Here is a 21,266-nt window from a genome sequence, read left to right as displayed (position 1 = left end):
CCACACCGGGCAAGGTGGACCCGGAAACGCTGGCGCTACGCGCACAGCCGGCGCGCGCGATTCGCTTCAAGCGCGGCGCCGTGGTGGCGATCGCAGCGCTCGGCTCCGTCAGCCTGATCGCGACAGCCTGGGTCGCGCTGCGGCCGTCCGCATTGCACCTCGCTGGACAAGCCGATGACCAGACGGTCGCGGCGAAGGCGCCGGCCGATACGCTGAGCGGACTGCCGGGGAGCTATGGCGACGTGCCCAAGCTGGGACCGCCATTGCCGGGCGATCTCGGCCGGCCGATCCTCGATCATCAGCGCGCGATGGGCGTCGCGCCGGCGAGCGGCGAAACCGGTCGCGCGGAACAGGCCGCCGCGACCGAACGCGATCGGCGCGCGGCGGAGCTGAAGGCGGCGCGCGAGTCGGGATTGCTAGTGCAATCCGGCAATCGCACCGATCCGAGCCGCGACGCCGCTGCGACGTCATCCTCGCCACCGGTCGCAGCTACCGATGCGTCGCGGATCGCTATCGATCCTGATCGCGATCCCAATGCCCAGCAGCGCAAGGCCGACTTCGTCGCGGCGCGCGACACCGGCGGCGACGTCAACGAACATCGGTTGAGCCCGCCGGCGTCTCCGAACATGCTATCCGCCGGCAGTGTCATCGCGGCGAGCCTGATCACCGGGCTTCGATCCGACCTCCCTGGCCTCGTCACCGCTCAAGTGACCGAACGCGTCTTCGACAGCGCAACGGGCAACATCCTTCTCATTCCGCAGGGCGCGCGGCTGATCGGTAGCTACGACAGCGTCGTCGCCTTCGGCCAGCGGCGCGCGCTGGTCGTGTGGCAGCGGATCATCTTGCCCGATGGCAGTTCGATCCGGCTCGACAACGTGCCAGCAACGGACCCGTCGGGCTATGCCGGGCTCGCCGACAAGGTCGACTTCCACACATGGGCGTTGCTCAAGGGCGTCGCGATTTCGACCCTGCTTGGCGTGGGCGCGAACGTGACCTTCTCCGGGGAAAGCGACCTCGTCCAGGCGATCCGCGAATCCACGCAGCAGAATGTGTCCCGCGCCGGCGACCAGATCACCTCCCGCAATCTGCAAATCCAGCCGACAATCACGATCCGGACGGGTGCGCTGGTCAGGCTGGTTGTTCACCGGGATCTGATCCTGGCGCCGTGGAAAGAATAGGAGTCCGATATGACGGATATCAAACTTGGTCGTCTGCCCGACAGGACGCCCGTCAAATTGACCATCAGCATATCGCCGGACCTTCAACGTGACCTGACGGCCTATGCCGCGATCTACCGTGAAGCATATGGCGATGAGCAGTCGGTGTCTGATCTGGTTCCGCACATGCTTGCCGCTTTCCTCGCGAGTGATCGCGGCTTTGCCAAGGCGCGCGAAGGGCTGGCGGAGCGGCGCAAATGACGACCGACAGCGACAGCATACACCCGCCGGAGCGCTTATTGCGGCTGGCAGAAGTCCGGCACCGCGTAGGCCTCGGCAAGACCATGATCTACGCAATGATCGGCGAAGGGCGCTTCCCGAAGCCATACAAGATTACCGCTGCCGCAGCGCGTTGGAGCGAACGCGAGGTCGATGCATGGATAGAGGGCCTAATTCGGGAGCATTGATTGGGGCGTCCGCAATTGATTTGTGTCGCGCACCGATGGTGACTTCAGACCGGAAGTCGTGCTTTCACGAGCAGGCCGCGATCGGCTGATCGCCGTCCGAGCGGGGGAGTGAAAAATTGGAAGACGGTCTTCTCGTGCTCAAACGACATATCAATGCCCGAAGCATCGCGGCGTTGATCGAGCAGACCGCGCGTTGGGTTGATCCTGAGACCTTCAGGCTTTTGCCGGTCTGGTATCCCGAATTCGCGCGTCGTGGCGCGTTGTACAATGCGAACTGGTCGGTCCGCCGGCAAAACACCAACCGCCAGTCGGGTGATATCACCGACAAGATCGAGGGTAACACCCAAGCCAACAAGGCCCTATGCGAGGCTATGGGCATCACCCTGAAGGACCGGCCGCACTGGACCTGTTGCCATATTTGGGGGGTCGATGATCCGAGCTTCGTCAAGGCCAACTCGGTCGTGCAGGACCATCGCTTCTTCTCCTGCGTGGCCAATATGGTTCTGCTGCCGACGCCATTGAAGGCGTTCACCGACGTCATGCCGGAGGTTAAGGCAATGCTCCGCCGGTGCTCCGGCGACCTGTTTGGCTGGTCCTGCGACCATCCCGACCTGTTGCCGCAGGCTGGCGACGCCTTCGACTCCGCCGATTATCCCGAGAGTTGGAGGCACGCCGCGTCGGGAACTGTGCCCGGGATCGTTCCGATCACCGACAAGGTCCGGGCCAACGCGCGAAAGCGCAAGGTCGCGATCACGCGCGATCTCGAGAACGCAGGCGAATTCTATCCTCGGCAGAAAGTCCGTGATGCGCTCGCCTATTGGAAGATCGTGCTGTGAAGCGGCCCGATCGCGGCGGCGGAATGGGTTATGTTGCCAGCATCAAACGGCTCAGGCGGGTACTGGCGTGGGAGCTTTAGAATCTGCCAATTTGATCCTGCCTCGTTTCATCGGACTGCGCTTCTGAACCGGAAGTAGATAATCCTGCCATTCCTGCATTAGCGCGCGTCGCTTGAGGAACGCGTCGCCGCGCCGATAGGCCCGGGTCGTCTCGTCACCGATCTGGTGCGCCAGCGCCTGCTCTACGAGCGACTCTGGATGATCGGTCATGTCACCCATGTAATCGCGAAAGCAGCTTCGCATGCCGTGAACTGTGAAATGCCCGAGCTTCATCCTACGCAACACCATCGTCATCGCCATCTGCGACAAGGGCCTGCCCGGCTTTTCGCCTGGGAAGACATATGTATCCGGTGCCTGGTTTGACGTTCGAGCCTGTGCCTCGATGAGTTCGACGGCGTGGCTGGGCAACGGCACGCGATGCTCTATCCCCATCTTCATCCGCTCGCCCGGCACCGTCCACACGGCCTGTTCAAGGTCGACCTCCGACCACGTCATCTGCAGCGTTTCGTTGGTGCGGGTGGCGCATAATATCGTCAGTTCGAGCGCCCGCGCAGCCGTTGCGGGGCGCTGCCGCAGTTTGCCGAAGAAATCAGGCAAGCCATCAAATGGCATCGCCGCGTGATGCTTGACCTGGGATTTCTTGGGCGGGCGGGGCAGGAGATGTATCAGATTACCACGCCACCGCGCAGGGTTCTCCCAAGGGCTGACGATATGCTTGGACGCCTTTGCCGCATCCAGGATGTTCTCGATCCGGCCTCGAAGGCGACCGGCCGTCTCGGGAACCTTGCGCCAGATGGGACGAAGGACGGCAACCACGTCATCCGACGTGATCGTGTCGACAGGCATGTTCAGAAGCGACTTGGCATGCGTCTTGATCGTGTTGCGCCACTGCTGCCGATGCTTGGGATTCTTCCAGCCGTCCTCGTGGGCATCGATGTACGTATCGGCGAACTGGCCGAAGGTCGGGACGCTGGGGATTTCGTCCGCGGCATCGTCAGTGGCGGCAGGAGCTTCCTGCTCAGCCTCTTTCGCACGTCGCTCTTCGATTGGATCAAGACCCTGCGCCAATAAGGCACGAGCCTCGGCAGCGAGTTCGCGTGCCGTCGCAAGCGTTATATCGGAGGCGGCACCCAGCCCCATCTCTCGGCGGCGTTTGGATCGCTCCCAGGCGAACACCCATTTCCGGGAGCCGCTGTTGTCAATGCGCAGCCAAAGCCCGCCCCCGTCACCGTGCCAGCCTGCCGCCTTGATCGTCTCCACGCGACGGGCGCTCAGCTTGTGCATTGCGCGAGACATTCGAATCCTCCTTCGTCCGTCGAACCCGTCCTTCCGTCCGGGTTCCCGTCCGGGTTCTCCGCGTCCGGCCTTCCGTCCGGGTTTGCGTCCGGGTTTGAGTCGCGGAATGGGGCGGAACGCAGCGAACTGGAGCGATCTGCCAAACTGCTTCGAGCGACCTAAAACCCTTGATTTTCCAAGGGATAGGTAGCAGAAAACAGTGGAATTTGAAAGCGATGCCAGGGGTGGGTTCGAATCCCTCCCGCTCCGCCACCTGCCTGTTCCCAGCGGTCCGCATCGGACCACTAGAATCGACTTTTCTCTCCTGAAATCCAATACTTAGCAGACCGGTCCGACCTCGGCCGTTCGTAGCCGTTCGCGCCCATCCGGCGAATCGGAGGGGCAAAAACGAGGTACGCGCGGTCGAAAAACGAGGTATTTTATTTTTAGGCGTACAGCCGCCAACCCTGGCGTATAATTGTCATCCTAGATCAATAACTTACCTCGACATACACTTCCTAACGTAACCCTCGGTTTCCGCCACGATGATTGCTGGCTGATTGCTGAGAGCAGAGGAAAGGTATGGTCATGGCGACTGGAAAAATCACCAAGCGGACGGTCGATGCGCTGATGTCGGCCGGTAAAGCAGACTTCTTTTGGGACGACTCTCTCAAAGGCTTCGGTGTCAAGATTCTTCCCACGGGCAGAGCAAACTACATCCTGCAATATCGGATGGGTGGCGCAGAGGCGAAGACGCGACGCTACACGATCGGCATGCACGGCTCGCCTTGGGCGCCGACGACCGCGCGGATGGAAGCCGAACGCCTGTCCATCCTCGTCGCACAAGGTATCGATCCCGGTGAAGCGGCAAAGCAGCAACGCCGCGAAGCTGTCGATCTCGCCTTCTCAAATTTCGCCGATCGGTTTGCGAAGTCCTGCAAGGGCGAGGGCTGGCGAAAGCTGGCCGATCAATGTCTGCGGCTGCACGTAAAGCCGGTCTTACGTGACAAGGCTCTAACCAAGATCACGCGGGCCGATATCGTGGCCGTCCTGGATCGCATGCCCGACGAACAAGTCGGCAATCGCCGAAATGTCTTCGGTGTGATGCGACGCTTATTCCGCTGGGCGGTGAGTCGCGGCGATATCGACCGCAGTCCGCTAGAGGGCATGGAGACGCCGCCGGCAGTCCAACCGCGAGATCGCTGGCTTCAGGACGACGAGCTTCGGCGTATCTGGCTGCACGCCCCCGAGACCCACCCATGCTTCGGGCCGATCATACGCTTGCTGATGCTGACCGGGCAGCGGAAGGAAGAAGTGAACAATATGTCGTGGGCCGAGGTCGATCGGCTCGGCAGGCTATGGAGCCTTCCGGGAGTGCGCACGAAGAACCGCGAGCCCAACCGGGTTCCCCTCAACGACCTGGCCATCGGTGTTCTGGACGATCTTGCGGGCGGCGAAAAATGGCCGCGGCAAGGCCGCATTTTCGCGACGTCGACCGGCGCCCGGTACACGGGGTATCACAAGAGCAAATTGAAGATCGATCGACTGCTCGCGAAAGATGGCGGCAACGCGGTGCCGGCATGGCGTCTTCACGATCTTCGGCGAACGGTCGCGACGGGGTTTCAACGTCTAGGTGTTCGGTTCGAGGTGACAGAGGCGGTGCTCAACCATGTCAGCGGATCGCGCGCAGGGGTCGCGGGAATCTACCAGCGCCACAATTGGAAAACCGAAAAAGAGGAAGCGCTGCGCGACTGGGGCAACCACATTGCGGCGCTGTTGGCGGGACCGCCACCGCAGGCTGATCCGGTGTGCACCGGGCAGCGGCAGAAGCCAGCATTGAGACTGGTCGCCTAATTGGCTTCGACTGAAGGCCGGCGCTTACCTGGCGTGACAATCAGTCGCGCCAGGTCTTGGCGAAGCAATTGCCGTTACGGTGATTTCGGAAAAAGGGGCACGAGGCGTCGCGATCAGTCGTCGTCGTCATCTGCCAACGGCACGATTGGAAGGTAGAATAAGACGAATGAGCGGGACTGGAGCACACATCTCAAGAAGGCGCTAGCGGCGAACAGCGCTACAGCCCAAATAAATCATGTACGTGCCCGATCGCTGCCCTGCTTTGAGCGGCGATTCAGAATTTGATCGATGTAGCGATCTATCAGTTGCACGCCCTTTTCCGAAAGGCGGGCGACACGCCGACGGCCATCCCCGGGATCGTTCAAGCGTTCGACCAATCCCGCTTTTTCCAAAGCACGTATATACCGCAGCCCGGTCGATGATGGTGAGTCCGCGCCCGCGCATATCGACAAGCTGGATGGCATGTCCTCACCTTCATAGCGGCCCCTCAAGTCCAGCAGGATATCCCAGGCCGGCTCGCCAAAGAGCGCATTGTCGAAGAGCCGGGTCCGCTCCCTGCGATCGAGATAGAGTGCCCTCGCCACAGCGGCATGGTCGGTCTCCGTGCCTTCCCTCGGAGGGTGCGGTCGTTGAGCGGTGTTATTCGCCCGGACGGCCGACGGCTCGATTGATGAAACGGATGTGGTCATCGACGCGACCTCCGTTCAAATACCAAGAGGGAAGTTGCCAGGACCACGCCGGATCCATTCGGTAGCGCTTCAAACGTCGTCGATGGCGCCAGGTGGCGACGGCAAGCATAATCAGCAGGAGATACGACCAGATCGCAACCATGCTCCCATAAGCCCAAGGCACGATATCGGAGCGCAGCCCGGTCAGATGTGACATTGTAACTGCCCCTTGCACGGCTGCCACCCAGATTGGCCAGTAACGTGCGGACAGGATGCTGAGCAGATAGACGGCGAAGAATGCGAAGAGATCGACGAAGAAAACCGACCACTCGACTCCGCTGAATCGGCCGCTCATCGGCTCGACAACAAGAAGGCTGAGTTCGAAATCCGCGATCAGGATAAGTGCGCCGAGCCGCTCGGGTGCGCCGCCGCGGATGAGCGCGAACAGGCAGCAGCCGACATAGAGCAAGTCGAAGATGAGAATCCTGAGCATTGGCATTGGCGATCTTCATGGGAGCGCCCTCCGTCAACCGGCAATTGCATCCGGCATATTCTCGACGGTGCGATCGCTCGTGCTGGCGATGGTCGGCAGCGGAATTTTGTCGCCGCCCGCGATCTCGGGAATGCGCAGATCCCGTCGTGTCGCGTCAAGGCGCAAGTGACCGCCGGCCGCCTTCTCCATGGCTTGGGAGATGAACGCGATCGACGCGACAAAATGACTTATCGCGTCCTGACCGACGACACCCGAAACATTGGCCCGCGCGCGTGCATCGGGTAGCAGGCCAACGAGACGCGACCCACTCGCCAATGCGCGGTCGAGATCGGTTTCGAAAGCTCTAAGCTGACAAACTATCTCACCCGCGATCTCGTGACGGGTAATCTGCGTGCGACGCTTTTCCATGAACGACATAATGAACGACCCCCCGCGGCCAGACGGCCGCCCTTGCATGACGGGCCGAAGTCAGTGCGAGAGCTTGACGACAAGCTGGGAGAGTTCAGACGCGCCAGCTACGATCGCGCCTCCGCCGATGGCCACGAGGCCAAGGACGAGAAGCGGCCACAACAAGCGCCACCCCAAGCTCAGATCGTTCCAGGGTCTTCCTCGCGTTGCGACGGGAAGGCTGATCGATCCAGTCGTCAAAGCCGCCTCAAATGCTGTGGCTTCGGCAGGGCTTGTTTCGGGCTGAACCACCTCGCCCCGCCATACCGATTCGTTGGTATCCGATTTTTTGGGGGTGTCCTCGGCATTCCTGAGCATCTGAGCCGCGCTCAGGCTGTCGCTCGTGCCGAGCTTGCGTCGTGCAGACTTCAGATGCTCGTTCACGGTGTGGACCGACAGACCCGTCGTATCCGCGATCTCCTTGGCCCGCATAGGTACAAGGAGCAATCGGAGGCACTCTTTCTCTCTTTTGGTGAGCAGATCGATGGACATGGCGCACCGCCAATATAGGGGGTGCGCTATCGTAGATTAAGCCATTTTAGCTCGATAATTCGTCAGCAAATTCAATAGCCTGATGCGGAACTCGCAAATTGCTGGCGCCGCCCTGCTGCTCGGGGAGGGAAAAAACGTCCCGACAATCCCTCTCCCGAGCAGCCCAGATTACCCATGCGCCAGCATTGGCCAAGGCTGTTCACCGTCGCGCCTGCGCAGATCGAGTGCGTCGATCGGTTCCGCGCCGAACGCCGCCATGTGCTGGCGCATCAGCGCCAGGGTGTGATCAAGCGGAAGCGCGATCACATTGTCCTGCTCCACCTGCGTGTCCCCGGCTTCGGAGCCAATATTGGCCTTCTCGATCGGATTGGGGACCGGCTTGAGCGCATCGGCAATCGATCCGGTGGAGTCGAGGGCGGAACGAATAAGCTCGCGCGTGTCGCCAGGAAGTCGAGCGTAGGACTGCGGCCCGCCTTCCCGTACCTCCCCATCCTCGGGGAACCGCACCTGTAGCGGCCCATGCCAGAAGTCCCTGATCATAGGCAGGCGCGGCCGGAGCTGGGTCAGCGTGCCGCCCGATATGTCGTAGGAAAGGACCGCATCCGAAAGGGCGGACGACGTCCCATCCGTCCGGATGAAGGAGCCATCCGCGACCACTGCAACATCGCCCAACGCCCAGTTGCCTGTAAGGCTCTTGGCCGAAAGCGAGATCGCGGCGATACCGGCCTGCTGGAGCGACAGGATCTCGTCCGCCGCAGCGACACCGTCTCCATTGTCTGCCCAGATACGGAACTCGCCGAAGCGCGCATCGGCTGACGAGAGGATGCCATCGCCGTTGCTGTCGAACGCACGCAGGCCTTCGAGATCCGAGCGCGCGCCGGCAAGGTCGCCGGTGAACGAGAACTCCGCCGCGTTGCTGACCGTGCCGTTTCCGTCGCGGTCGAGGAACAGCATACCGTCGCCGGCACCGAACCAGCTGGTCCGTTCTGCGACGCCGTCGCCATTGAAATCAAATCGCGCCTGGCTCGCGCCGATGGAGACCGTTTGGACACCGTTCCCGTCAAGGTCGAGGAGCACCGGTGCCGAAAGCCCGATCTGGACACCATTCTTGAACTCGGCGACCTCGACTCCGATCAGCGTATCGGTGCCGTCATTGCCATCCTGGGATGGCGCATTGTCGACGATCTGAACGTTCCCAGCGACGGTCGCGATCGAATAGGTGGACGAGAGCCCCGCGAATACCGCGGTGTCCGTCCCCGCCCCTCCGATGATGGTATCGTTACCGGCTCCACCGGTGATCCGGTCATTGCCGGCACCGCCGTTCAGGGCATTGGCAACAGCACTTCCGGTAATCACATCATTGGCGGACCCGCCTTCGGCATTCTCGAAATCATAGATGCCGTCGGCTTCCGTGCCAGAAGTCGCCGAATTGGCTGCGAGGTTGATCGTCCATGCCGTGGTCGCGGTGGCATAAGAGACAGTGTCCGTGCCGACGCCAGCATAGACCATGTCGTTTCCTGTGCCGGGCGCGATAAAGTCGTCGCCGCCATCGCCGGTCAGCGTGTCGCTGCCGTCATCGCCATAGATGATGTCGTTGCCGTCACCGCCATAGATATTGTCGTTCCCGGCTCCGCCGGTGATCTGGTCCGCACCCGCATCACCGGTGATCGTGTCGTTGCCGTCACCACCGTCGATAATGTCGTCGCCGATGCCTCCATAGATTTGATCGACGCCTGCGCCGCCCGACAGCGTATCCGCGCTATCGCCGCCGGTGAGGATATCGTCGCCGTCTCCACCGTAGAGCGTATCCAGGCCGGCAGCTCCGTTGAGCTGATCGTTTCCGGTTCCACCGTAGATGGTGTCGTTTCCAGCTTCGCCGTTGAGCACGTCGTCGCCATCGCCACCGTCGAGATTGTCGTTGCCGTCGCCGCCATTGAGGCCATCGTTGCCCAGGCCACCGATCAACGTGTCATTGCCAGCCCCGCCGTTCAGGGTGTCGTTTCCGGCACCACCATCAAGGACATTGGCCACGCTGGATCCGGTCAGGGTATCACCGCCGCTGCCGCCGCGCACATTCTCGACATTCGAGATCGTGTCGCTCTCGCTTCCGGTGACGGTCTGCGCGGTGGTCACCGCCAGGCTGACGCTGAGGTTGCTCGTGTAAGCCGAATAGTCGACCCAATCCGTGCCGGCCCCGCCATTCAGCATGTCATTGCCTGCACCGCCGATCAGGACATCATCGCCGGCGTCCCCGGTCAAGGTGTCGTTGCCGGCCCCGCCATTCAGCGTGTCATTACCGTCACCGCCGGAAATGACGTTCGCGGCGGCGTTGCCGATAATCACGTCGTCCCCGCCATTACCGCTGATCTTGGTGATGGCATTCAGCGCGACAGCGCTGAAATCGAGCGTGTCGGCATTGTCGCTGCCCGCGATCGTGACGCCGGTGAAGCTCCCGCCCGAGATGGTCTCGATGCTCGAGAAGCCCGCAAGACGGATCACGGTGTTGTTGGCCAACGCCGTGATGCTGTCATTCCCAGTGCCGCCGTCGATCATATCGTTACCGGCGGCCGATCCGGTGAACTGGAACACGTCATCGCCAGCGGCGCCTGAGAGCGTATCGTCGCCAGCCGAGCCCAGGATGATGTCATTGCCAGCCGAACCGATGATGGCGTCATTGCCGGTGCCGCCGTCGATCCGGGCGATCCCCGTCAAGCTGGTGCCGGTGAAGTCGAGCGTATCATTGCCAGCCGAGCCGCGAACATAGACGCCCGTGAAGCTGCCCGCGCTGATCGTCTCGACGCCGGTGAGTGAGGTCAGGCCGATCGCGGTGTTGTTGGCCTGGGCCGCGATCGTGTCGGTGCCCGCGCCGCCATCGATCGCATCATAGCCTTCGCCGGTTCCGGTCACCTTGAAGAGGTCGTCGCCGATGCCGCCAGCCAGCTGATCGTCACCAGCGCCACCGACCAGGATGTCGTTGCCTGTGCCACCGTTCAGCGCGTCGTTGCCAACGCCGCCCTGAATGGTGTCGGCACCCGCCGAGCCGATAATGGTGTCGTCGCCGTCAAGGCCGTTGATCGCGGCGATCCCGGTGAGCGTTACGCCCGTGAAATCGAGCGAATTGCTCATATTCGTTCCGGTGATCGAAACGTTCGAATAACCGCCCGACGACACCGTCTCGAGACCGACCGTCGAGCCCATTCGCATCGCCTGCCCGTTCATGCCGGCAACGAGCGCCGCGGGCTGGTTCACGAACAGGAAGTCGCTCGCATCGAGGTCCGTGAGCTTGGTCGTTTCGATCGTGATCGCCGGCAGGCCGGCCAGCGCGATCACGACATCGTCGCCCACCTGGCTCATATACGGCGCGAGGCCGGCGAAGCTGGTGAGGCCCCCTGTCCCGTTCAGGAAGACGATCTTGTCGACGCCGTCCTGATAATCGCCGAGATGCGCCCAATCGACCGTGGTCTCGTCATATTCGAGCTTGAAGGCATCGAAGACGAAATAGTCGTAGCCCGGTCCACCCTCGGCATAATTTTCCGGCCCGGCCAGTTCGATGATGTCGTTGCCGCGGCCGCCAAAGACCGACACACCCCAATTGTCCGTGGTAATCCAGTCGTTGCCATCGCGGGCATTCACATAGGTGTTGGCCAGACCATTGCCGAGGATCCGCTCGCTGGCATCACCGATCGCGCCGCTGTTCAGCGGCAGGGTCACTGTCGTCGTCGGCCAGGGAACGCTGCCGGCCGCCGGCGCCGGGCCGAAACCGCCGTCGGTTGCCCAGGCGCCGAACCAGAAGTCGTCGGCGTTGAGCGATCCCAGTGTCACATTCTGGATGGTGATCTGCTGGAGCCCGGGAAGGTTGATGACCACATCACTGCCGTTCTGCATCATGAAGGGCTGCAGGTCGGCAAAGTTGTGAACCCCGGCAGTGCCGTTGACGATGCCGATCTTGTCGGTGCCCTCCTCGAAGTCCTCGACGGTGCCCCACTGGGTTTCCCATGGGGCAGTACGCATCACCGAGAAGCCGTCGAAGATGAAATAATCGGCGCCCGCGCCGCCCGCGCCGACATCGTCGTCGCTGAGCAGTTCGAGGACGTCGTTCCCGTCGCCACCGGAGAGATGCACGTTCCAGTTATCGGCCGTCAGCCAGTCATCGCCGCCAAAGCTGTCGATTCCGGTGTTGGCGGCACCACGGCCCACCACCCGGTCGTTGCCGTCACCGATCTGATCCCAATCAGCCGCCGTCAGCATCGGCCCCGTCTGGATGCCGATAGAGAGCTTGAAAATATCACTGGCAACCGCCGTGCCATCGCTTGCCAGGATCCGGATATCGAGGATGCCCAGCGCAGCAGGCGGCACATTCCCCACCAGATGGCCATCGACCAGTGCCAGCCAGGACGGCAACGCCGAGCCGTCGGCAAGGGTCGCACTCAGGCTGAGTGCGTCGCCATCGGCGTCGGTGAAGGTGCCGGCGGGAATGGCGATGTCGATCGCCGCATTGCGGTAGACCGAGACATCGGCCAGCGGCGTCGACACGACGGGCGGGTTAGACCCGCCGCCGCCGCCGACAGTGAGCTGGAAGCTGTCGGACACCGTGGCCTGCCCGTCATTGGCGGTGATGCGGATAGCGTAGCTTCCAGCACTGCCGGCCGGCGCGGTGCCGGTGAGCACACCATTCGCAAAGCTCAACCAGGCCGGAAGCGCCGTGCCATCGTCGAGGGTGGCACTAAGCGATAGCGGATCGCCATCGACATCGGCGAAGGTCCCCTGCGGCACCGCGATCGCAATCGGCGAGCCGATCGTGGCGGTCGCGTCACCCAGCGGCGCGGCCACGACCGGCGCGTCATTGACCGGCGCGATGACCAGCGCGAAGCCAGTCGACACGCTGGCCAGACCGTCACTGGCGGTCAGGTTGATCGCCAGGCTGCCGTTGAAGTTCGCGGGCGTGGTGCCGGTGAAGCGGTTGCCATCGAACGCCAGCCAGGCCGGCAGGTCCGAACCATCGGCTAGCTTGGCGGTCAACACCAGCGCATCACCATCGGGATCGCTGAACACCGTCGCGGGCAAGGCGAAGTCGATCGCCGTATCTTCCGGCACAGTCACCGAGGTCATGCCGAGATCGACGGTCGGTGCGTCGTTCACATTCTTGACGGTCAGGGTGAAGCCGGTCGATACGCTGGCGCCTACGAGGTCGGTCGCGATGACCTTGAGCGCAAGGGCGCCGACATCCCCATTGGCCGGCGTACCAGACAAGGTCCGGGTCGCCGCATCATAATGGAGCCAGGCCGGGAGCGCAGCGCCCGTTTCAAGCGTCACCGCAATGGCGAGCACGTCGCCTGCATCCATGTCGTTGAACAGGCCGGCGGGGAGCTGCAGGCTGAACGCCGCATCCTCCAGCGTCATCTGATCGGAAACCGAGCCCGCGACTGTCGGCGCATCGTTCACATTGTCGACATTGAGCGTGAACGCGGCGGTCGCGCTCGCGCCTGCCTGATCCGTGGCGATGACGACCAGCGCAAGCGCGCCGACATCGCCATTGGCCGGTGTTCCCGAGAAGGAGCCGCTCTGGGCGTCAAAGGTGAGCCAGGCCGGCAGCGAATCACCATTGGCGAGACGCGCCGAGAGGGTGAGCACATCGCCCGTATCCACGTCGGAGAAGGTGTCGGCGGGCACGGTGAACTGGAAAAGGGTGTCCTCCTGCGCAGTCCTGTCCGCGATCGGCGCCGCGACAACCGGGGCATCGTTGACCGGGGCGATCACGAGATTGACGAGATCGCTGGCGCTGAGCGCACCGTCCGACGCCGTCACCTTGAGGGTCAGCGTACCATTATAATCCGCAGGCGCCTGACCCGAGAACATCGCGCCGTCGAACTGGACCCAGGTCGGCAACGGGCTGCCGTCATCCAGCGTGACGCTGTAGCTCAGCGCATCGCCATCCACATCGGCGAAGGCGCTGGTGGGCAGGGCGAAGCTGAACGGCGCGTCCTCTTGCGCCGCGAAGTCGGCGAGTGGCTGGACAAGCGCGGGCGCGTCGTTGACGGGCGCGATCGAGACGACGACCTGGCGGACAGTCTCGGTCGCCTGATCGGCCGCCACCAGTTCGAGCGTCACGCTGCCGTTGAAATTCGCCGGCGGCTGACCCGACACATTACGGGTCTGGCGGTCGAAATGCAGCCAGTCGGGCAGCGCGCTGCCGCCGACAACGCGCAACTCGATCGACAGCGCATCGCCATCCACATCGGCGATGAGATTGGGGTTGAGCGTCGCGCTGAACGGCTGGTCTTCGATGCCCTGGAGCACCGGCACCACCGCGATCGTGGGCGCATCATTGACCGGCGAGATCGAGACAGCAACCCGCGCGACCGACGTCCGTCCGGTCGAGTCGGTGATCTCATAGTCGAACCAGCCATCCCCGTTGGCATCGGTGTCCGGCGTGATGACGAGCTGGCCGATCCCGTTGTCGACCACCGAGACCAGGTTCGTGCCGACGATGCGGCTGAGCGTGATCGCCTGGCGATCGACGTCGTAATCATTGGCGAGCAGCGAGGAAATGAAGATGGTGAGGGGCGTATCCTCGACCGTCGAGAGCGCGTCGCCGACCGCCACCGGGTTGTCCTCGACCGGGAGCACGTTGATCGTGACCGTGGTCGGGATCGCAAAGCCGCTCTCGTTGGTGATCGCGTAGCTCAGCGTCGCGGTGCCGAAGAAGTCCTTGTCGGGCGTGAAGCGCCACAGGCCGTTGCCGAGGTCGGTCACCCCTCCGCCGGTCAGGCCCAGGAAGATGGGCGTCGTGCCCTCAGGGATATAGTCGTTCGCCATGAGAACGGCGGGATCGATGTCGATATAGCCGTCCTCGAGCATCTCGAAGCCCTGGTCGGAGACCGCGATGGGCAGGTCGAACTCGGGCTTGATGATGAGCGAGACATAACCGGTGCTGGTCGCGCCATGCTCGTCGGTCGTTCGGTAATAGAAGCCGGCGTCGCCATAATAGCCGGCATAGCCCTGGAACACGGCGGTATCGCCGACGCGCGTCACCGTGCCGTTATCGCCGTCGAAGACATCGACGATCTGGAAGGCGTCGCCTTCGACGTCGCGATCGTTGGCAAGCAATGTCGCGAAGTCGATGACCAGCGGCTGGTCCTGGTCGCCCAGGAAAATGCCATCCGGATTGGCGATCGGAGCATCGTTAACCGGGGCGATGTCGAAGGTGAAGGTGCCCGTGCTCGTCTTGCGGCCGTCCGAGACCGCATAGTTGAACGACACCGGTCCGTTGATGTTCTCGTTGGGTACGAACTGGTAGCGGCCGTTCGGCAGCGTGATGATCTTGCCGCCATTCGCGGTGGGCGACAGCGACACGAAATGGAGCGCCCGCCCTTCCGGATCGCTGTCATTGGCGAGGAGATCGGCAGCGGTGAACTCGAACGGCGTATCCTCGGTCGCGGAGAAGACGTCGGCAACCGCGATCGGCGCCTGATTGGTCGACTGGACCGCGATCTCGGCATGGCCGACGCTGGTGCCGTCCGCATCGTCGGTGACGCTATAGTCGAACCCAGCGACGCCGTCCCAATCCGCGTTAGGCGTGAAGATTATGTTGGTGCCGTCGAACGTGACCGTACCGTTGACGGGATTGAGCACCCCCAGGAAGCGGATCGGATCGCCGTCCACGTCGCTGTCATTGGCCAGTAGGTCTTCAGGCCTGATGACGAGTGGCGTGGCTTCGAGCGTGGTGAAATGATCGGTGGCGGCGTTGGGCGCGTCGAAGCGGGACTTGACGTTCAGCGTCACCGCTCCGGTCGTGTCGCCCTGCGCGTCATCGGTCACCGTATAGGTGAAGCCGTCGGCGCCCGAGAAGGCTGTGTTCGGGTCATAGGTGACCACGGCCTGGTTGCCGTCGAAATATTGGCTGGCCGACGCGGCCTGGCTGGCCCCGCCCAGGGTGCGGGTCCAGACGATGTCGAGAGCCTGCCGAATGGCCAGCGGCACGGTCGCGGTAACCCGGCCAGTCGCGCTGTCGATCGTCATCCATTCGGGAAGCGGATCGCCATTGGCGAGAGTCGCCGACCAGGTGGCACCCTCAGCGGCAAGCCCTGCAGGGGCATCAATCGTGACGGTCGCCAGCGCGATCGACAGGCTGCCGTTGAGTGTCGACCCGAGCGCGGTGATCCGCATCCGGTCGCCATCGCTGTCGCGGTCGTTGGCAAGGAGATCGATGACGCGGAAGCTGACCGTCTCCGATTCGCGCAGTTCGAAGGCGTCTGCACCGGCAACCGGCCGGTCGGCAGCGGCACCGACATTGTAGACGATCGTCGCGGGATCGCTCGAGATCCCGCCCTTCTCGTCATTGGCGTTGTACTGGATGGCGACCGCACCGTTGAAGTCGACGGGCACGCTGACATCGAGCCGTTCGGCCCCGGTCGAAACCGACACGCCGGCACCGCTCGTCAGGTGATAGGTCGAGTCGACCGCCACTTCGGTGATGACCGACATGGTGGGAAGCGACGAACCATTGCCGGTAACGTCGAGCCTCACCGGCACAACGCCCACAAAGGATGCCGGCGGCGTGCCCGTGAAGCTTAGCGTCTCGGGATCGAAATGCAGCCAGGATGGGAGCGGCGCCTGGCTTTCGCGCGCTGCGTTGATTCCACCGGCCGCGCCGAGATCGAGCGCGAAGAGGCCCTGGGCGGCGAAATAGGAATCCCCGGCGAGCAGAGCGTTGATCGCCGGATCAAGCGGCTTCGAGGGGTCGATCAGGAATTCGAGCGTGAAGCCCCTCTTGGCCACGTCAACGTCGTCCGCCGGCAGGCTCTCGGCATCCGGCGTGAAGGTAACCTGCAGGCGGAAGGGCTGCGCGTCGGCATCGGGCTCGAAGCCGGTCAACGAGAAGCTGCGGGTCGCCGCGTCAAACCGGAGCCAGTCCGGCAATGGCCGCCCGCCCTGAACGCTTGCCGAGAAGGCTCCGTGCGCGATGTCGAAGAGCGCGACGTCGCTGTCATAGGCTTGGTGTCCAGTCGCAGCCAATTGGGCGGGTTCGACCACGGCATGATCGGTCCAGGTGACGGCACCCGCCGCCGGATTGGAGGGATTCACCCAGCTGAAGGACAGCGCGACATCGACCGGCGCAGTCGTTCCGGCGGGAGGCGTACCGACGAAACGCCGGGAGGCCTCGTCGAAGGCCAACCACGCAGGAAGCGCCGAGCCATCGCCGAGTGTCGCGGTGACGCTGGTGCCCTCCGCGAAGGGCTTGTCGCCGAACTCGTAGGACACGTCGATCGGCTGGCGAACAATATAACCCGACAACACATCGTTCGAGACGGAGACGCCGGAGGCGATCTGACCGCCGCTCAGCGTCAGATGGTGCGCATAGGTCGCGCCATTGGACGGATCGTGCAGGAACAGCGCGACCTCGATCGACGTCGTACCGACCGGCGGCGTGCCGCTGAAGCGCATCGTCTCAGGGTCGAAGGTCAGCCAGTCGGGCAGCGGCTCGTTGTCCGCCGCCTTGGCTTCGACCGTATAGCCGCTCGACAGATAGCGCTTGTCGAGGACGCCGAGCACGGTCGCGTCGTGGAAGAACAGGACATCGCCCTGAAGATCGTAATCGTTGCCGAACGCCTCGGCCGGGATCACGAACAGCGGCTGATCCTCGGTCCCCGAGACCAGGTCGTCACGCAACACGGGCCCGTCGTTGCGCGGCATGACGGTGATCGAGACATAGGCGGTCGCGGTGCCGCCATGCCCGTCACTGATCGTGTAGCTGAAGCCCGCATTGCCGTTATAGTCGGCACGCGGGGAGAATTCGATCATCCCATCCTCGCGGATGCGGACCTTGCCGTTATCGGCGAAGCGAGCGACGCCGGTCAGCGTCAGCGTATCGCCATTCTCGTCGCTGTCATTGGCAAGCAAGGTCGCCGGATCGATGACGATCACGGTGTCCTCAAGAGTGCGCAGGCCATAGTCGTTGTTGGCCACCGGCGGATCGTTGAGCGGCCGGACGCGGATCTGATAGCTGAGCGTGGCGGCAGCGCCCCGCGCATCGATCACGTCGAAGCTGATCGTGGCGTTGCCGAGCGCGTCGGGTGTATAGGCGACCGTCTGGGTCGCGGCATCCCAGATCGCATTGCCATTGTCGGTCGCCTTGCCGTTGGCGGCGTAATGCAAGCCGACAAAGGAGAAACCATCGCCCTCGATATCGTAGACGTGCGCCATCAGGTCGGCGACGCTGACGGTGGTGGTCGTCTCCAGGCGGACGGTCTGCTTCTGGTCGGCGAGGCGCGGCGCGTCGTTCACCGGGTTGATGTAAAGCTCGACCTTGGCGGTCGAGGTCGCGCCCGAGGCATCGGCCAGGATATATTCGAAGCCCGCGAAGCCGAAATAGTCCGGCGCGGGCTTCAATTCGAGATACTCGCCGTCAACCTTCCAGGTCACGTTGGTGGCAGCGCCCTGATAGTTCTGACGGTCGAAATAGGGATAGAGATCGTTACCGTTCTCGTCCTGGAGGGGTTGAGCGCCGATGATGTGCAGCCCCTCAAGCTCACCATCGACGTCGAAGTCGTTCGCCAGCAGGGTATCGAGCCGGATCCTGAGGATCGTGTCCTCGGTGCCGGTGATCAGCGCATCGTCGACTGCTGTCGGCGCGTCGTTGACGGCTGCCAAGTCGACCTCGACGCGCGCCGTCGACTCCCGGCCGAAATCATCGCGAACCGTATAGTCGAAGAAGGCATCGCCGTTGAAGTTGGGCGCACCGAGGAACGTGATCTTGCCATCCTGGCCGAGCGACACCGTGCCGTGCTGGGCGTTCCCAACCGAGACGAGGGTGAGCGTCCCCGTATAGCCTTCCGAATAATCGTTGGCGATCAGCGTCGCCGGATCGATGACCGCAGGCACGTCTTCCTGGCCGAACAAGTAGATGTCGTCCGCCGCATTGAGGCGGCCGGCCTGGACCAGCTGCTCGATGCGCGTGCGGTCCCAAGTCACGCCATTGCCGAACACGATCTCCTCGATGCCGGTTGCAGTGCCGAGGAAATGGTTCGTGACCGTTGTCCGGTCGGTGATGAAGCCGCCATCATTCTCGAGCTCGATGACGAGATCGTCGCCTTGCCGGATCAGCGAGACGTCCTTGGGCAGCGTGCCCGACAGCATGACGACACGATCGGTATCCGCCGCGTCGCCATTCTCGGTGATGGTATCGTCGTCACGGTCGAAACCGAACAGGTAGGTGTCCGATCCCGCCCCGCCCTGCAGCGCGTCGTTACCTCGGCCGCCATCGAACCAATCGTCGCCAGCGCCGCCGATCAGCGTGTCGGCAAAGATCGATCCGGTGACTTGCTCGATCGATATGAGCTGGTCGCCGGCCGCCTCGCCGGCCGAGCCGAGGCCCGTACCGAGATTGACCGTTACCGCCTCGTCGGCAGTCGAATAATCGGCGATGTCGAAGCCGCCGCGCCCGTCGATGACGTCAGCGCCCAGCCCACCGCGCAGGCGGTTGTCGGCCTCGTCGCCGCGGATCACATCGTCATGGAAAGAGCCCTGGACGATCTCGATGCCGGCGAGCACGTCGCCCTGGGCATCGCCGCTTCCGGCCGAGCCATCGGCGAGGTCAATGGTGACGCCCGTGTCTGACAGGCTGTAATCGGCGATATCGATGCCATCTCCACCGATCAGCGTATCAGCCCCGCGACCGCCGATCAGCGTGTCATCGCCCGCGCCGCCATCGATGATATCGTCGCCACGCCCACCGTTGAGGACGTTGGCGCCTGCATCTCCCGTCAGGGTGTCGGCGAAGTCGGTGCCGATAAGGTTCTCGATGCCGGTCAGCACATCGCCTGCTGCATCGCCGCCTGAGGCAGTACCGGCAGCGAGCGAGACATTGACGCCGGACGGACTCGTCCCGTCGACCGAGAAATAGGTGACGGTATCGATCCCGTCGCCGCCATCAAGGATATCCGCTCCCGCGCCGCCGTCGAGCGTGTCATTGCCGGCGCCGCCGATCAGCGTGTCGTCGCCCGCGCGACCGGTCAGCTGGTCGCTGCCGTCGCCGCCTTCAAGACGGTTGGCGACGGCATTGCCGGCGAGGATATCGCCAAACTCCGTACCGACCAGCGCTTCGATCGAGGTGTAGACATCGCCCTGGGCGGGGCCGGCCTGACCGACGCGCGATTCGAGGTCGGCGCGGATCCCGACGGTCGCGCCAGTGAAGATGACGGTATCGAAACCTGCTCCGCCATTGATGCTATCGGCCCCGTCGCCGCCGTCGATGACATCGTCGCCATCCCCGGCGTCGATCAGGTCATCGCCCGCGCCCGCTTCGACGCGGTCGTTGCCGCCCAGCGCCACGATACGGTCGATGCCGGCGCCGGTACGGATGATATCGGCAAGTGCGCCACCCTCCACATAATCGGTGAGGATGCTGCCGTTGATCGTGCCCGAATAGCTGCTGTCGACATGAGCGGTGGCGAATCCGGTATCCTGCGCGCCATCCGTGTCGGCGATACGGTATTCGATCGTCACGTCCCCGGTGAAGCCCGGCGCATAGTCGACCACGAGGAACTGTTCACCGTTCACGGTGACGAAGCGCGCTGTGCCGATCGATACGCGCTGTCCCTGGGCAAGGGCGACAGGATCCCAGACACCATCGACCCCGACAAAGGTCGGACGTGGGCGGTCGGGCTGATCGAGATCGACGTCGGGCAAACCGTCGCCGTCATGGTCGATCTGCTCGATGTCGAAGTCGTTCCGGAGAAGGTCGCCGATCCGGATGACCATCGGAATGTCGAACGGCGTGGTGAAACCGCTGTCATCGACCACGGTCGGATCGTCGTTGGACGGCCGGATGACGATGTTGACGTGCGCACTCGCCTCGCCATCGACGCCATCGGTGATGCGATAGTCAAAACCGCTCGATGCCGTCGCGTCTCGATTGGGCGTGAACAGCAGGTCACCATTCTCGTTCAGCTCAAGCGTGCCGTTGAAGCCGTGTTGGGTTGCCCAGTCGAGGAAGGTCAGCGGATTGCGATCGATGTCATAATCGTTGCCGAGCAGGGCTGAGATCGGAATGACCGTTGGCACGTCCTCGTCGACATAGACGGTGTCGTCGGTCGCAACGGGCGGACCGTCCGCAACATTGTCGAAGTGGAGTGTGACGATCGCGCCATCGACTGCACCGTCGGGATCGGTCACCGTATAGGCGAAGGTCGTGTCGCCCCAGAAATCGGCGTCCGGCGTGAAGACGATATTGCCGTTCTCGATCGTCAGGCTGCCATGGACGGCCTCGCCTGCCTGTTCGAAATGGACTGCATAGCCTTCCGGGTCATAGTCGTTCTTGAGCAGCTCGGAGATCGGGATCGTGAGCGGCGTATCCTCCTGCCCACGCAAGACGTAGAGCTGGTCGCTGGTATAGCTATCGTCATTGGCGACCGGGCGGTCATTGACCGGCGTGTAGGCGATGGTCGCCCGCGCCCAGCTGAACCCGCCCTGGTCATCGGTGATCTGATAGTCGAACCAGGCGTCGCCGTTGAAGTCGG

General features: G+C 63.1%; 11 protein-coding genes (1 of these 11 only partly in view). 5 read left to right on the top strand and 6 right to left on the bottom strand.

Translation table 11 applies throughout. The features are described from left to right. From ACEK02_RS08455 to ACEK02_RS08440, 4 genes are all read left to right on the top strand, one after another. Positions 1-1,178: TrbI/VirB10 family protein (locus ACEK02_RS08455; RefSeq protein ID WP_371421289.1), on the top strand; the 1,178-nt coding region annotated here is incomplete at its 5' end. Between the two features lie 9 nt (positions 1,179-1,187). Beyond that, positions 1,188-1,418 carry a DUF2274 domain-containing protein gene (locus ACEK02_RS08450; protein WP_371421288.1) on the top strand — a complete coding sequence of 77 codons (231 nt, stop codon included), beginning with the start codon at positions 1,188-1,190 and terminating at the stop codon, positions 1,416-1,418. After that, positions 1,415-1,624: a helix-turn-helix transcriptional regulator gene (locus ACEK02_RS08445; protein ID WP_371421287.1), complete on the top strand. Its 210-nt coding sequence runs from the start codon at positions 1,415-1,417 to the stop codon at positions 1,622-1,624. Before ACEK02_RS08450 ends, ACEK02_RS08445 begins: the two co-directional genes overlap by 4 nt. A 116-nt stretch (positions 1,625-1,740) precedes the next feature. Continuing rightward, on the top strand, positions 1,741-2,460 hold the full coding sequence (locus tag ACEK02_RS08440) for a hypothetical protein (protein WP_371421286.1): 720 nt from the start codon (positions 1,741-1,743) through the stop codon (positions 2,458-2,460). Positions 2,461-2,511: 51 nt separating this feature from the next. Here the strand turns inward: ACEK02_RS08440 and ACEK02_RS08435 are convergent, their stop codons facing one another. Beyond that, positions 2,512-3,816 carry a tyrosine-type recombinase/integrase gene (locus tag ACEK02_RS08435; protein WP_371421285.1) on the bottom strand — a complete coding sequence of 435 codons (1,305 nt, stop codon included), beginning with the start codon at positions 3,814-3,816 and terminating at the stop codon, positions 2,512-2,514. A gap of 567 nt (positions 3,817-4,383) precedes the next feature. Between ACEK02_RS08435 and ACEK02_RS08430 the strand changes: the two genes are divergently transcribed. After that, the gene (locus ACEK02_RS08430; RefSeq protein WP_371421284.1) at positions 4,384-5,649 is read left to right on the top strand and encodes a tyrosine-type recombinase/integrase; all 1,266 of its coding nucleotides are present in this window, start codon (positions 4,384-4,386) and stop codon (positions 5,647-5,649) included. 233 nt (positions 5,650-5,882) lie between these two features. Here the strand turns inward: ACEK02_RS08430 and ACEK02_RS08425 are convergent, their stop codons facing one another. The 5 genes from ACEK02_RS08425 to ACEK02_RS08405 form a co-directional block, all read right to left on the bottom strand. Further along, positions 5,883-6,338 (bottom strand): winged helix DNA-binding protein, encoded by a 456-nt coding sequence (locus ACEK02_RS08425; RefSeq protein ID WP_371421283.1) that lies wholly within the window; start codon positions 6,336-6,338, stop codon positions 5,883-5,885. Then, a complete protein-coding gene (locus ACEK02_RS08420; RefSeq protein WP_371421282.1) occupies positions 6,289-6,816 on the bottom strand; it encodes a hypothetical protein in 528 nt (175 codons plus the stop codon). The genes ACEK02_RS08425 and ACEK02_RS08420 overlap by 50 nt, the downstream gene beginning before the upstream one ends. Before the next feature lie 27 nt (positions 6,817-6,843). Continuing rightward, positions 6,844-7,227 carry a hypothetical protein gene (locus tag ACEK02_RS08415; protein WP_371421281.1) on the bottom strand — a complete coding sequence of 128 codons (384 nt, stop codon included), beginning with the start codon at positions 7,225-7,227 and terminating at the stop codon, positions 6,844-6,846. A 51-nt stretch (positions 7,228-7,278) separates the two neighbouring features. Then, positions 7,279-7,749 carry a helix-turn-helix transcriptional regulator gene (locus tag ACEK02_RS08410; protein ID WP_371421280.1) on the bottom strand — a complete coding sequence of 157 codons (471 nt, stop codon included), beginning with the start codon at positions 7,747-7,749 and terminating at the stop codon, positions 7,279-7,281. A 168-nt stretch (positions 7,750-7,917) separates the two neighbouring features. After that, positions 7,918-21,266: the 3' end of a tandem-95 repeat protein gene (locus tag ACEK02_RS08405; RefSeq protein WP_371421279.1), read on the bottom strand. The gene runs 19,282 nt beyond the window's last position; 13,349 of the gene's 32,631 nt are visible here — the last part of the coding sequence; its start codon lies beyond the right edge, outside the window; it ends in the stop codon at positions 7,918-7,920.

It is taken from the genome of Tardiphaga sp., assembly GCF_041424195.1.
Lineage (GTDB): Bacteria > Pseudomonadota > Alphaproteobacteria > Rhizobiales > Xanthobacteraceae > Tardiphaga.
Note: the sequence above shows the minus strand (reverse complement) of the source record. Positions and strands in the feature narration are given on the sequence as shown.